Annotated in this window: 10 protein-coding genes; all 10 read left to right on the top strand. The window is 48.0% G+C overall.

Translation table 11 applies throughout. The features are described 5' to 3' along the window. Positions 1-5 precede the first annotated feature (5 nt). The 10 genes from DFQ01_RS15675 to DFQ01_RS15635 all read left to right on the top strand — a co-directional run bounded on the left by DFQ01_RS15675 (position 6) and on the right by DFQ01_RS15635 (position 15,087). Positions 6-1,319: an ABC transporter substrate-binding protein gene (locus tag DFQ01_RS15675; RefSeq protein ID WP_110044833.1), complete on the top strand. Its 1,314-nt coding sequence runs from the start codon at positions 6-8 to the stop codon at positions 1,317-1,319. Between the two features lie 184 nt (positions 1,320-1,503). Beyond that, a complete protein-coding gene (locus DFQ01_RS15670) occupies positions 1,504-2,001 on the top strand; it encodes an RNA polymerase sigma factor (RefSeq protein ID WP_110044832.1) in 498 nt (165 codons plus the stop codon). After that, entirely contained in the window at positions 1,982-2,812 is an 831-nt protein-coding gene (locus DFQ01_RS15665; RefSeq protein WP_110044831.1) for a hypothetical protein, read from the top strand. The genes DFQ01_RS15670 and DFQ01_RS15665 overlap by 20 nt, the downstream gene beginning before the upstream one ends. 530 nt (positions 2,813-3,342) lie before the next feature. Next, on the top strand, positions 3,343-10,359 hold the full coding sequence (locus tag DFQ01_RS15660; protein WP_110044830.1) for an InlB B-repeat-containing protein: 7,017 nt from the start codon (positions 3,343-3,345) through the stop codon (positions 10,357-10,359). 229 nt (positions 10,360-10,588) lie between these two features. Next, positions 10,589-10,750: a hypothetical protein gene (locus DFQ01_RS31140; protein WP_174812846.1), complete on the top strand. Its 162-nt coding sequence runs from the start codon at positions 10,589-10,591 to the stop codon at positions 10,748-10,750. Between the two features lie 192 nt (positions 10,751-10,942). Next, positions 10,943-11,452, top strand: coding sequence for a hypothetical protein (locus DFQ01_RS15655; protein WP_110044829.1), 510 nt, complete (start codon positions 10,943-10,945; stop codon positions 11,450-11,452). Positions 11,453-11,647: 195 nt separating this feature from the next. After that, complete coding sequence (locus DFQ01_RS15650; protein ID WP_110044828.1) at positions 11,648-12,703, top strand: hypothetical protein; 1,056 nt, start codon at positions 11,648-11,650, stop codon at positions 12,701-12,703. 177 nt (positions 12,704-12,880) lie between these two features. After that, on the top strand, positions 12,881-13,465 hold the full coding sequence (locus tag DFQ01_RS15645; RefSeq protein ID WP_110044827.1) for a CBO0543 family protein: 585 nt from the start codon (positions 12,881-12,883) through the stop codon (positions 13,463-13,465). Positions 13,466-13,866: 401 nt separating this feature from the next. After that, positions 13,867-14,583 (top strand): copper amine oxidase N-terminal domain-containing protein, encoded by a 717-nt coding sequence (locus tag DFQ01_RS15640; protein ID WP_174812845.1) that lies wholly within the window; start codon positions 13,867-13,869, stop codon positions 14,581-14,583. Between the two features lie 42 nt (positions 14,584-14,625). Next, entirely contained in the window at positions 14,626-15,087 is a 462-nt protein-coding gene (locus DFQ01_RS15635) for a DUF4440 domain-containing protein (protein WP_110044825.1), read from the top strand. Positions 15,088-15,182: the final 95 nt, after the last annotated feature.

The following is a 15,182-nucleotide window of genomic DNA, read 5'->3' as shown; positions in this document are numbered from 1 at the left end:
CCGCCATGTTGAAGCCCGCTGCGGCATTGTGCCTCATTGCGGCCTGCTGTCTGCTTCTCGCGTCCTGCGGAGGCAGCAGCTCTTATATGTCGGACGAGCAGAACACGATTTCTGATCCGGTTCGAACGATTCATTTTGTCTCATCGGACCTGGAGGAGCAGCAGCCGAGAATTATTAGCGAGCAGGCGCGCGCGTATGAGAAGCTGCATCCAACGGTGAAATATGAGTTCGAGAACGTGAATACATCGGATTTGGTGCAAAAAATGCAGCTGTTAGCCGCTAGCAATGATCTACCGGAAATCTTCTCCTACGAATCGGGAAGACCGCTTGAGCAGTTGGCCGATAACGGCCTTATTCTCGATATTGAGAAGCTGTTCAACGAGATTGGGCTTCAGAACGAGCTGAATCCGGCTGCTGTGAAGCTGCTGAAGTCGATGGTGCGCAACAAGGGCGTATACGCGCTGCCGCTCGAGATTAACATCGAAGGCTTTTGGTACAACAAGGACCTGTTTGCCAAATACGGACTATCCGAGCCCGAGACCTGGGATGATCTGATGCACGCCGCTGAAGTGTTCCAGGCGAATGGCATTCAGCCGTTCGCGCTGTCGGGTGCGCAGAAGTGGCCGATTACGCGCCTCATTAACGGTTACGTCATCCGCAAATATGGCTACGATGTGATGCAGAAGGTCGATCGCAAGGAGCTGAAGGTGACCGATCCGGGCTTTATTGAAGCGGCTGCGATTGTGCAGCGAATGTCGCTGCAAGGTTATTTCGGCAAGAATGTGAATCGGACCGAGATGGATGAAGCGTCGGCATTGTTCCTGAAAGGGAATGCAGCAATGTTCTACACCGGCAGCTGGAGTCTAAGGGACTTCAACAACCCGGACAAGAACCATATCGGCACCGATGCGATTGGTTTGTTCAACATTCCGCTCGTTCCCGGCGGTAAGGGAACGAAGGACGATTGGTCCATGAACGCAGGGCTGACGACATCGTTATCGTCTGCTGCGTACGACAATACGATGAAGGATTGGCTCAAGGCCGTGTTCACCGGCTATGGCGATAAAGCGATGGCGGCGAACGGCGTCATCTCCGGCTTTAATGTGCAGCATATGCCTTCCGATGTGCCGGAGCTGACACGAATGGCGCAGTCGAAGATCGATAACGTCCGCAACGGCGCGTTATGGTTCGAAGCCTTGTTCGATCCAGAGTCGCAGGCTGCCGCTTGGAATAATGCGCAGCTGCTCATCTCCAGCGGCGATTACACGCCGCAGATGTATATGCAGGATTTGCAGGCGATGCTGGATAAACAGCAGTAATAGAAGATTCCGCTGAAGTCCCGTCTCGATATGAGGCGGGATTTTTTGCTGTCTGAAGATTGCATCCCTTTGTACGCTGCGGCTCGTCTAGAGCCACACAGGACATATTTTTCTCAAAAAAAATTTGCTCTCGTGAAAAATAATGGTGCGCCCAGTTGTATTGAAGGTGAAAGGAGGTGCTGAGGTGTACAATTCATTCGAGCTCAATGAATCTGTGCGACGGGCCTTGGATCTTTATTCGCCAAGCTTGATCAGGATTGCGTTCGCGTACCTGAAGAATACAGCGGACGCGGAGGAAGTGGCGCAGGACGTGTTTCTCGCCTATTTGCAGAAGCGCCCCGTATTCGATAACGGCGAACACGAGAAAGCTTGGCTAATCCGAGCGACAATGAATAGAAGCAAAAATATGCTGAAGGCCGGGTGGTTCCGCAGCCGCAACCCGGTTCCCGAAGACCTGAGCTACCTTCCCAAGGAAGAGAGCGACGTTCTGCAGGCCGTGTTGGCCTTGGACAAGAAATATCGGATTCCGATCCATTTGCACTATTACGAAGGTTATTCCATTCAGGAGATCGCAACGATCCTTGAGGCCAAACCAGCCACGGTGGGGACATGGATGGCGAGAGGGCGCGCAATTCTCAAGGAGAAGATTGGAGGCATCGAGGATGAAGAAGTCTGTTTATAAGTCCGCAATGTCCCATTTGAAGACGAGCGAGAATTTTCAAGAAGCAACCTATAACAAATTGATGAAGCATAAGGAGACGATGAACATGGAATTATCCAAGAAGAGAAAAGTAATCGGCTGGACGGTTGGCATCGCGGCGTGCGCAGCGCTCGCGGTGGGCATTATTACGCTCAATCAGGACGCTCCGGCGTCGACGCCTTCGTCTCAGCCTACGACTAGCGTAATGACGAAGCCGCCGACCATGGGCAAGATGGCCGTCAACATTGACGGCATCATCTCCGAAGTGTGTGAGGACGGCAAGAGCTTCAAGGTTGGCGAGCTGTGGGTGGACGTCACGGATCAAACGAAGCTGGGCAGCAGCGAGCCGACGGCAGCGAAGCCTTCCGATGAGCTGCTGCAGAAGAAGTTCGAAGTTGGCGACATCGTGTCTGGCTATACCTCTCAGGACGTCAGCACGGGCAAAGTGACGGCGGACGTGATCTACAACCTTATCGCACCAGAGAAGGAAGACGAGGCGCAGGACAGCGAAGCGAAGCCAGCGGTTCAGGGCAAGGTCGCTGTCAACATCGATGGCGTCATCTCCGAAGTAAGTGAGGACGGCAACAGCTTCAAGGTCGGCGATCTGTGGGTTACCGTGACGCAAGAGACGAAGATGGGCATCGACGGTCCGACGACCGCCGCACCATCCGAAGAGCTGCTGCAGAAGGAATTCAAGGTTGGGAACATCGTGTCCGGCTTCACGACCGATGATGTCAGCACAGGCAAGGTCAACGCGACGAACATCTACAATAACATGGCTCCGCAGCAATAAGAGCGGGTCACGGGACTCTCGGAAGTGAACACACACCGTGAGACCAATCAAACACCTTCAGGTGTGCTTCCATATCGTAGGATGTGGAGGACAACTTGGAGGTGTTTTTGTATGGGCAACAAGAATGAGCTGCCCAGCTCCTTGTAAGTTAGCCGTACTTCTAGCTCTTTTTAATAGAATGCTTTTTACATTCTAGGAATAGGTGAAAAGTCCCAGCATTTAGGGGGGGCTTAACCCCGGAATAGGCGGAATAACCATGTTTGTCGGACGCGTTATTTGGTCGGATTTGGAAGTGTACGGTGGAAATCAGTCGAAAATAGCGGGATTTTGTTTATTTTTCGTTTATTCTTCTATATTATAATGACTGGGTTAATAGACCTATATATAACTGGGTCGAAAGGTCTGTCTGTGTTTGCGTGAGACTCGCACGTTCTTAGCAAGAAGGCAGCCTTGTTATAAACAGGCAGGGAGGTACAGGATCGTCTGCAATAGGCGTCATTAATCATTTATTTCAACGGGGAGGAAGGCATATGAACTTGAGGAACAAGCGAATGAACCAGATTTGCGCGTGGCTTATAATTGCCACAATGCTGATTGGTATGCTGCCAACAAGTGTGTCGGCTGGTGCGCCAGCAGCGCAAGTGACCGGGCTTAACAACTATGTCGTGGAGTTTAGCTCTGATCCGTCCACAGCTGCAAGGCCATCTACCTTCGGCACAGCGTCCGATGACGGCCGCGTTTGGGCGGACAAGTCTATTTCCGTGAACGGAACGCAATTCGACGTAACGCTGTCGGCGTTAGCCCAGGAATACGTCCGCACATCTTCCACTGAGGTACGGGCACAAGCGGCCGCGGACGTAGCGATGGTTCTGGATATGTCGGGCAGTATGACTGCGGAACGTGTTACCAAAATGAAAGATGCCGTAAACAAGGGCATCGAAACGATTATGGCTGCCAATCCGAGGAACCGTATCGGTATCTATTATTTTGGTCTTGCTACGGGAAGCAACGTGGGCACATTGTTCCCTCTGGCGTCCTATTCTACGTCTGCAACTGGTGATCAATCCGACGCTGCGGATCGTTATTTAACCAGCAGTGGTCAGAAAATAACCCGGAAGGCAGGATTGACCCAGACAATACTTGGCGGAGCAACGACGACAACAACAGCCCTAGAAGTATCTACATCTCAAGGTACTGCCACACAAACAGGGCTATACACAGCCATTAATGCTTTAAAAGCAGACGTTGCAGGTCGAATCAATAGCAGCGAAGATACGGAAAGGGTTCCGTATGTTCTGCTTTTTACCGATGGTGATGCCAACAGAGCGTATCCCAACTGGTATAACAGTCCGCCGAACGGAACAGAAACATCGACCTCCACCACAAGCGGGAATGCGACTATTTCGGCGCTGACCATCTTGACAGCGGCAAAGTTGAAGGATGAGCTGAAGCAGGCGTACAGCGTACTTAGCGGCGGTAAAGATGTTATTTGGTTCAATATTGCCTTTGGTCTGGATGAAGGTGATAATCTGGCCACGGCGATGTTAAAGCCGAATACACTGGCGTCAGCTGCAACAAGCCAAACCACTTTGAAAAGCGTATATACCGCGCTGACCACACTTACAAACAACGCGGGCACGGATTATAAGAAGTATGGTGTAGGCGGTACCCCTGGCTACGTGTACGCAGATGATTATATTTATTTTGTATCTGCGAGTAATCTATCCAAGGTTGATGATGCGATGGGGGCTCTGGGGGCATTGGTAGAGGCGGCTACCCAGGAAAAAATCATCCCGTTCGAACAGACAAGCGCGTCCGGCGAACCATTGAATCTCGTAGTCACTGATGTGTTAGGCAATGAAATGGAGTTAAAAACAGTTCCCCAAATGGGTACAGCAACAGCAACGGTGAAATCGTCATTAGGGTCCGTTACTACATACGGGTTTACAGATTTGGACACGACCGTCGAGTATGATAGTGCTACCAGGGAATTGAAATGGATAATCCCTCCGAAGGAATTGCCGCTGATTACGTTCAGCGACCGCAAAGCTCCAACGCCGGGCCAATATTCAAATCCTGATCTACTCCCTGTGCAGCTTACTTATACGGTGGGATTAAGAGATGCCTATGCGTCCGACACTTCTTTGTACAGCAGCAAATATGAGGGTGATGGCGTCGCAACGGCAACTACGCGCTTCATACCGGTAGAAGATAATCCGTATTATTATAAAGACATTACCAAAGAAGGCAGCGAGGTTGTAAGTAACCGTAAAGAGATCGGCGCAGACATAGAGGCTTCCGTGTCGAAGATCAGTAATATCACCGATACTGCCTCCGATTCCGATGCCTATGAATGGGATGTTACAGGTACTGACAGCGCCTTTATCACCAAGCTGGGCAATAACGGTAAAATTACGCCGAAGTTGAAAATTGAAATGACTCCGGCTTCCAGTTCGGTGGCTGCCGGTGAGAATGTAGCTTACCAAATAACGATTACGAATCTGAGCAGCAGTACGATTTCTAATGTCATCGTTAACGATGCTTTACCAAGCGGCTTGACGTTGGTTAGCGGCAGTATGACAGAGGGCAGTGACTCTAAGCCGACCGCGACATTCCCTTATACGATAAGCTCCGTTCCCGCTAACGGCAGTGTTGAATTGACCTTTAAGGCGGAGGTAGAATCCAACGAAACGGTAGGGACGGAATATATCAACAATGCTACGATCACTTCGGTTGCAGGTACAGTATTGAATACACCAGCATCCGTTAGCAGTGATAAGGTGACCGTAGCCGATACGTTCTCTCCGAGTGTAACGCTAAAGCTTGACGGAGTAGACTATGCCGGCCAAAGTGTGGAGCTTTGGAAAGACGGCGAGAGCAAATATTCCCTTACAGCAAGCGGGGCTATACATTCGGCTAGCGGCGTAACGCCTGGTACCTATGACATCTATGTCAACGGCGAGAGCACCGGGGCACAGCTTTCTGGTTCTGACGCGAGCAAGGTAATCCATTATTACAGCGTATCCTTCTATGATGGGGCGCAGAAGTATGATACGCCCGCCGCGCAAACGATCCTTTCTGGCGGGGCAGCTGTCTTACCGACAGCCCCGACGAAAGTGGGCTATACATTTGACCAATGGGTAACGACAAACGGCGGCACCACGGCATTTGACTTTACTACAGCAATCACATCGACTACTAATATCTACGCCAAATGGACGACAAGCGCCAATACAGCGTACACGGTCAACCATTATCAGGAAGCGGTAGACGGCACTTATTCCGCGGCCCCGACGGTTGAAACCTTGACCGGAACGACTGGGGACACCACAAGTGCAGTGGCACAGACGTTCACTGGCTTCACCGCCGAGGCGATCACGCAGGGAACGATCGCGGCGGACGGCAGCACGGTTGTGAATGTCTACTATAAGAGAAACCTGTATGACATTACCTATGTGATCGACCCGAGCAAGGGAACGACCACTGACGAAACGACGCCGAAGGTTCGCTACGAGGCAGCACCGACAGAACCGAACATCATTGACCAGCCGGGGTATACGTTCACAGGCTGGGATAAGACGATCGAACCTGCAACCGACAACGAAACCTATACGGCACAATTCGACCTGACGGACTTCACGATTACTTACAATCTGAACGGCGGCAGCGTTGAAGATGCAAACCCTGATACCTACACAGTAGAAAGCGCGGACATTACGCTGAACAACCCGACAAGACCAGGTTACATCTTCGACGGTTGGACGGGCACTGGCCTGACCGAACCGACAACTACGGTCACCATTACGCAGGGTTCAACAGACGTAAGAAACTATGCAGCGAACTGGTCGCCAAGCAATACGACAGCATACACGGTCAACCATTATCAAGAAGCGGTAGACGGCAGTACTCCTGCAGCTCCGGCGCTGGTTGAAACGCTAAACGGAACGACCGGTGACACGACAAGTGCTGTGGCACAGACGGTCAACGGCTTCACCGCCGAGACAATTACGCAAGGAACGATCGCAGGGGACGGCAGCACGGTTGTGAATGTCTACTATAAGAGAAACCTGTATGACATCAGTTTTGTGATCGACCCGACGAAGGGGACGACCACAGACGAAACCGCGCCGATGGTTCGCTACGAAGCAATACCGACAGAACCGGTCATCATCGACGAGCCGGGGTATGCGTTCACTGGCTGGAATAAGACGATCGAGCCTGCAACCGGCAATGAGACCTATACGGCACAGTTCGACCTGACTGACTTCTCGATCACTTACAATCTGGACGGCGGCAGCGTTGTAAATGCAAACCCTGATACCTACACGGTAGAAAGCGTGGACATTACGCTGAACAACCCAACAAGACCGGGTTACACCTTCGACGGTTGGACGGGTACCGACCTGACCGACGAACCGACAACTACGGTCACCATTGCGCAGGGTTCAACAGGCGACAGAAACTATGCAGCTAACTGGATAGCAAACACCGGTATAGCGTACACGGTCAATCATTATCAAGAAGCAGTAGACGGCAGTACTCCTGCAGACCCGGCGCTGGTTGAAACCTTGAACGGAACGACCGGTGACACGACAAGCGCAGTGGCACAGACGTTCACTGGTTTCACCGCCGAGGCGATCACGCAGGAAACGATCGCGGCGGACGGCAGCACGGTCGTTAATGTCTACTATAAGAGAAACCTGTATGACATTAGCTTTGTGATTGACCCGATCAAAGGAACGGCCATAGGCGATACGATGCCGAAGGTTCGCTACGAAGCGACGCCGACAGCGCCGTTCATCACCACCGTACCGGGGTATACGTTCACGGACTGGGATAAGACGCTCGAACCAGCAACCAGCAACGAGACCTATACGGCACAGTTCGACCTGACCGACTTCTCGATCACGTATGATCTGGATCACGGAACGGTCAATCCATCGAACCCGGGGACCTTTACAATCGAGGATGAAGGCTTTACCTTGACCAACCCGACGAGACCAGGGTATACCTTTGCGGGATGGACGGGAACAGGGCTGTCAGAACCTACCTTCACTGTAGCGGTAAGCAAAGGTTCTACAGACGATCGCATCTACACCGCGACATGGATAGCAAATAGTTCAATTGTGATGCTGGACGACAACGGCGGAAGCGGCGGCAGTGGCAGTGTGACCGCAATTTATGATCAGCCTATGCCGACAGCAGAAGCGCCGAGTCAGGCGGGATATACATTCGTCGGATATTTTGACCAACCAAGCGACGGAACGAAGTATTACGATGCTGACATGAACAGTGTGAAGGACTGGGATAAAACCGATTTATCCGTAACTCTTTATGCCGTGTGGACGGAGATCGGCAAAGTAACGATCGAATATGCAGCCAATCAGACTACTGGTGGCACAGTCAGTTCGACTTATGAATCATTGAACCCCGAAACGGGTACAGCAGTGGGTTCAGCAGCAACGGCAAACCCAGGCTATCGCTTTGTGGAATGGCAGGACGCAAACGGGGATACGGTCAGCACGAGCGCTGTGTTTGTTCCACAGAAGGATTCGGACAGCTACGCGGCAGCTACCTATACGGCTGTCTTTGAAGCTGAAGTATACACGATCACGTATAATCTTGACGGCGGAACGACTGCTTCATCCAACCCGACAACCTTTACTGTTGCGGATGATGCCTTTACTTTAACCAACCCGACAAAACTTGGTTATACCTTTGCGGGATGGACGGGAACGGGGCTGTCAGAACCAACCCTTACTGTTACGGTAGACAAAGGTTCTACAGGCGATCGCGTCTACAACGCGACATGGCAAGTCGTATCGGCAACTGGCAATTATATTGTAATCGGCACCGTAATTGACGACGAGACGCCTTCCAATAACCTTTCGGGAGCAACCGTTGAGCTTGTGAAAGGCAATACGCAATACGGAGAGACGGCGCTTACTGATGCCGACGGTAAATTCACGATCCATGATGTACCGGCAGGCGTTTACGACCTGAAAATAACGCTGGAGGAGAAAACTGCAATTATTGCGGTTACAATCGGAGGGGCAACACAGGTCGTAGATCTTGGAACTCTCGTATTCCCGTATAACGCTAGCAGCGCATTGAAGTTGAAAGGCAGCGACACGCCGCCAATCGTAATCGATAATTTGCAGCCTGAGGCAGTAGACTACCTGTTGAATGACTACAATAATACAGGCTTCGCCAAGGTTGAAATGACAGTCGAAAAAATCGACGAATCATCGAACGATACCGATCAATTAGCAGCGATGAGCAAAATCAAATCGAGTGCGCAGAACAATAATCTTACAATTGGGCTCTACTTGGATATGCTCATCGAAAAGTTTTATCGGGTTACTGAAGTTGTTAATTGGAATTCTGAGGGACTTATCACACGAACGAATGGGCTAATTAAAGTCATCGTTCCTATTCCTGCAGAAGTGCAAGGAAAGTCCGGTTATACGGTTTATCGCTATCACGGAAGCGCTGTGAATGTGATCAGCGCGGTTCCGAATGCAGACGGAGAGTATCTCACTCTTGATCAATCGGATTGGACGCTGACACTCTATGTTAAAAACTTCTCAGTCTATGCGATAGCTTATAACAGTCCGCAAGTGCAGACCCCTTCAACTCCTTCAGTCATTGTTGGAACGACTAATTATGCGATAACCTTTAACGGAGACGGGGGCACCCCATCATCAACTACGCAATCTGCAGCCGCGGGTGATCTGTTAACAAAGCCCGCAGATCCAGTAAGAACCGGTTACATTTTTGCAGGTTGGTATAAAGCCGATGGCAGCGAGTGGAACTTCAGCACGGATACGGTGTATTCCGATCTTACGCTGACTGCCAAATGGACAGTTGCCGATACGAATACGAATACGAATATACCTGCGCTTGATAAGGTAAACCATTTTGCTTATATGCAAGGATATCCTGACAAAACCTTCGGTTCCCAAAAGAATATGACAAGAGCGGAAGTTACCGTCATGTTCGCGCGTCTGTTGGTAGAGAAAATGGATGTAGACAAAACGTATGCATCCCAATTCACAGATGTTAATCCTGCAAGATGGTATGCCAATGCCATCGGATATATGGAGCAATTCGGCATCATTACAGGTTACGCAGACGGAACCTTTAGACCGGATGCGCAGATTACTCGAGCGGAGTTTGCAGCAATTGCATCTCGGTTTGATGAACTGATCACAGGCGAGCCTGTTACGTTCACAGACGTTGCCGATAATGACTGGGCAAGAGATTACATTTCGTTTGCGGCTTCCAAAGGATGGATTAAAGGTTATCCAGACGGAACCTTCAGACCTGGGAACAACATCACGCGTGCTGAAGTAGTAAGTTTGGTAAACCGTATGCTTGAGAGATACGCCGACACAAGTTATGTAGACAACAATCAAGATCTGCTCAATCAATATGTAGATCTGACAAGTACACATTGGGCTTACTACGATATCATGGAAGCCACCAATAGCCATGATTATGACAAAACTTCAGACAGTGAAACTTGGAAAAGCAATACGAAGTAGTTGGAGATCGTTAATGAAGAGCAAAAAAGACAGCGAACAAACGCTGTCTTTTTTTGTTTTGTACTAGAGTTTATATCTGTTCCAACAGTTCAATTGTATTGTTCTAACGGTTAGGTTTTATTTTTTGCTAAAGAATCGAAGTAGCCGGATACATTGTTACATAAGGTTTTTCGATAATGGAAAGGATACAGTTGCGGGTTCCATTAATTGGAGAAAGGGATGATTTCAGATGAACAATAACGAAACGACGGATCCAAAACAAAATGTTAACCAAGGTAAGGAGAATAATGCTCCGGAGTTAAATGCTCAAGAGTTAAATGAATCAGGAATCGACTACATCTGGGGCAGCGATCAAGATGAATACGTTCGGAAAGAGGAGAAGGAGGAGTAATCCCTGTATTAACAGGGTACGCTGCAATACAAAAAAAGCGATGGAACCAATCCATCGCTTTTTTGCATTGCACGCCGTATTGCGCTGGCTGGGCAGAGTGAATGCGTTTATATATAACGACGGAGAACAAATTTGCTGTAGGAACAATGACTTTATTACGATAATAGATGAGAAAGGGGAGAGGGAGCATTTATGAATAGTGAATTAAGTAAAATTAATGGCTATCTTGAGGCCTTGAGTAATTTAAGCACCTTTCTTGGCAATTGTTATGGTCATCAATACAAGCTAGTTGAACTAAACGTAAACATTACCGAGGCTGTGCAGGAGTTTAATAAGAATAGCGATCTTTCGAATCATAAATATGTTGAAATTCTGGGTTTAAAAGAATTGAACTCATGGGAAGATAGCCTATTTGCAGTCTGCACACATTGGTTTTTCTCGATGTTCAAGATGAGAGACATTGATTTAGGTGAGATATACTACACAGATGGTCAAGTAGTGTCAATGGAGGATGACAAAGAACATAATAGAGTTTCAAATCAACTAATAACGATGCTGAATACACTTTTTATAGGTGCAAAGCCCAAGGTATATCAGCTGATTACGAATCCGTCTAAAGGTGAAGATGAATTTGAGTGGGAGCAGATTTATTTTGACGTCGGCGCTAAAGTTTTTGTTTTAGATTTTTATCAGTGGGGATAAACAGTAATACGTTAAGCTATTAACAAATCAATCGCCAATCGATTATAGAAACTCGTTTCATTAAAGCTTCGTTAAGCTTTTCTAATTGAAGGTTACGGCAATTCGCGTTTGTCTACCCACTCAAACTGACAAATCTCCTCGAATCATTATGTAAGTGCTTTCAAACAGCAACGATAAAAGCAGAGGAGATCTTAGATGAAACCGACTAGAAAGCTGAACAAGGTGATGTTGAACGGCGTGCTGTCCTGCGTGCTCGCGATGGGTATTGGAACAACGACGGCTTACGCAGATGGGAACGACGCTTCCGGCATAACGCCTACGCCTGCAACTACGGATAACGTCGCAGTACAGACCGTTTCGGACAATGAACAGACGCTTACATGGACGGCGAATGCGCCCGAGGGTCTGATCAAGGCTCTCATTTCACTGGCGGAGAAAATCAAGATTGTCATTACAGTAGACGGCACGGAGAGAGCGAAACTGCTGGACTCGCTCACTCAAGACAAGATTGAGGAAGCGAACGACCAGCTGGAAGCAGGCGAAACCGATCTTGCGGCAAACACGCTGAACAATGCCATCGGGGACCAATCGCTGGCGATCCTGCTCACGGCGCTAATCACCCCTAAAACGGATGACGAAGCAGATAAGGCAGATAAAGCAGACATAGCTGATAAATCTGATAAAGCAGACTCTGTGGACAAGGACGAAGCGAAGAAGAAAGAAGTCATTGCCAAACAAATTCGCCATAACATCGAGAAATTGATGCAAGCGATGAACAAGGTGCACAATGCCAATGCGAAAGCAGAAACGGAACAAAAGCTCGTAGATAGATTGGACGAGTTGTCTCAGAAGCTTGATGCATTGGAAGCATCAATTGATCAGCAGTCTCCAGTTCAAGTGGCGGTGACTCAGTCCACCGCAACCGTAAAACCCGAGGCCAAGCCAGCTCAAACCAAACTTGAAGCGAACAATGATAAAGACGATGAAGACGAAGACGACGACGCAGACGAAAACGATAACGATAACGATAACGAAAACGATAATAAACAAGAGGCTCACAAGAAGCAAATGGAACGATTGAAAGCGGAGCACGAGAAGCAAAAAGCAATCTTGAAAGCGGAGCGCCAGCAGCTGAAGGCTGATAAGAAAGCAGCCCAAGCGGAATGGAAAGCGAATAAGAAACAACAGGGACAAAACAATCAAGGTAACAATGACGACGATGATGATCATGAGGAGGATCACGATGAATAAGTTGAGCTAACTCAGACGATAGCTCGATGTGAACAGTCTGCCGTTACGAACGGCAGACTGTTTAGCTATGGGCGGATAACGTGATTTTACAGTGACGAATGGGATATTTGTATTGAGCAAATATGGTTTGGTAATAATAACCCCGGATAAAGAAAAATATGGGGTCGGAAGCTGCCTATGAATATAGAAAAAATATTACTTCTTTTCGCAATAGCGATTTCAACCGTGGGCACCATCTGGATTATTGCAAAAGATTGGAGACGATACGGACTCCTGTTTCTCATAAGCGCTATTGTAGGAGAAACGATTTGCTACATTTTTGTTAAGTTTGGCTTTTATTCGTTTCCTCTTCGTCTCCTTCCCAACCTTTCTCCCATGCCGTTTTTCGCGATTTTGACCGTATTTCCGTTTTACGTAATGCTTGGCGTGCGTTACAGCCCCGTCAAGTGGCAGTGGAAAATTCCTTTTTATTGGGTTTTTGTGCATATAGGCATGACGCTGGAAGTTCTAGCCCTGAATTTCACCAGCATCATTCGTTACAACCGATTTTGGGATGTGTGGGATTCTTACACATGGTGGTGGATTTACCTGCTCCTTTTCGAATACATTGGAGGCCTTATCGTTCCAGGTACCAAGAGAAAGCCAATCAACATCGAACATTTAAATTACGGACGGCTTGGTTGGTTATTGCTGCACTTCGTGCTTATCGCAACCGTGTTTCTCGGAGGCTTCTACCTCGGTCGAGTAACGCACACTCAATGAAATGACCTCTAGAGCTCATCGCTTAGCTGAAGCACGAAAGCAGTTGGTCAATAAGCAAATGGAACTATTGAAAGAGGAGCGCCAGAAGCTGAGGGTTGATAAGAAAGCAGCCCAAGCAGAATGGAAAGCGAAAAAGAAACAACAGGGATAAAACAATCAAGGTGACGATGACGATAACGATGACTAAGTTGAGCTAACGAGGGGGACGTTAGCTCAGAACCATTAAGGAGCAGTTTGCCACCGCGGCAGCTGCTCTTTCTGTCATTAAGCTATTGGGCTGATTAACGACATGTCAAATAACCTGAATATGAATGGAAAACCGTGATAACTACTAGACACCTTCCAACCGATAAACAAGGTATGCGAGATTATCATCATTCACTATGAGGAAGGTGTGTCAGATGGTTAGAAAGCTTATTGGTATGTTGATTGTCTTCTGCTTGGTCGTAACTACCCCGCTTGTAGCGGGAGCTGCTTCTGTTAGTAAACCGATTAAACTGTTAGTAAATAATAAACAGATTGCTGGCATCGAACCGATCGTACAATCGGGTGTTATATACGTGCCGTATCGCAAGTTTTTTGATGCTATGGGTTATAAGGTGACCTATGATCCTGATACCAAACAAATTTCAGGGGTCATCAACGGCACTGACATTAAATTCTGGGCCGGCGAAGATGTTATTGAGTATAACGATGTTAGTTACTATTTAGACGATGTAATTCCTGTCGTTAACGGGCAGGTTTATATCCCTCTTCGCCAATTTGGAGTCTTTGCGAAGTACTCGGTTTATTTTGATCAATCAAAGCTGACTGTGAGTTTAACGCCATACGGGTATGGCCAGGAGGCCGCTGTGAAAGAGCTCGTTACGAAGTATTACGAAACATTTAATCCTAAATTACTGACTTCTGACAATCCGACATTGAGATATATGAATCTAGAATACGACTACGAAGCGAATCAAACAGTCAGCGAAATCCCAGTTCGAGACTTCAAGGTCACCATCGATCGGATTGAATATACTTCCAATAATGAAGCGACGCTTCAAGTAACTTATTCCAAGCAAACGGAAGAATTGAATCGTGAAGATGTGTACGCCTATAACATTCGCTATGAGTGAGGACAATGGAGGATCGCGCACGAAAGCTGGTTATTTAATAACATGGAACTTCCGGAGGACATCGACCAAAAAGCTGCAGTTATTATAAAGGATCATTTTAGCGAGCAGAAAGTAGTATTGTCGAATCTAAGCACCTACTACACAGCGTATAACGCAGAAGACCTCGATCGACTGCTTCAATATACGGCCCCCTCATTTATAGAATATTGGGAAGATTATGTCCTGGGATCAGAAACATGGGAAGACCATCTGAAAGAGAGTTTTTCCTATACCGATGAGAAATACAAGTTATCTGATGAACGAGTCATTTTCCTTGGGAACAAGGAGGCCGTCGTCCAAGGGACGCTTAGTTGGAGCGATGCGACACAGGATATTGCAGAAGGCGATTATGTATACGAAGCCCTTATTTATATGGAGTATGCAAACGGTCATTGGACGTATAGTGACTATATTAGTCTTGATCAGGACTTCGATAATCGCGGAAAGATCGAAGTGTTCAAGTGATTATTCATTAATATTCAATTTCATCAATAAATCGGTTAGGGTAGTAGTAAAATGTAGGGCGACAAGAACATATATCGATTTACATAATTGGAGAA

This window comes from Paenibacillus cellulosilyticus, from assembly GCF_003182255.1.
In the GTDB taxonomy this organism is placed as follows: domain Bacteria; phylum Bacillota; class Bacilli; order Paenibacillales; family Paenibacillaceae; genus Paenibacillus_T; species Paenibacillus_T cellulosilyticus.
The sequence above is the reverse complement of the archived record's forward strand: the minus strand, read 5'-3'. Positions and strand labels throughout refer to the sequence as shown.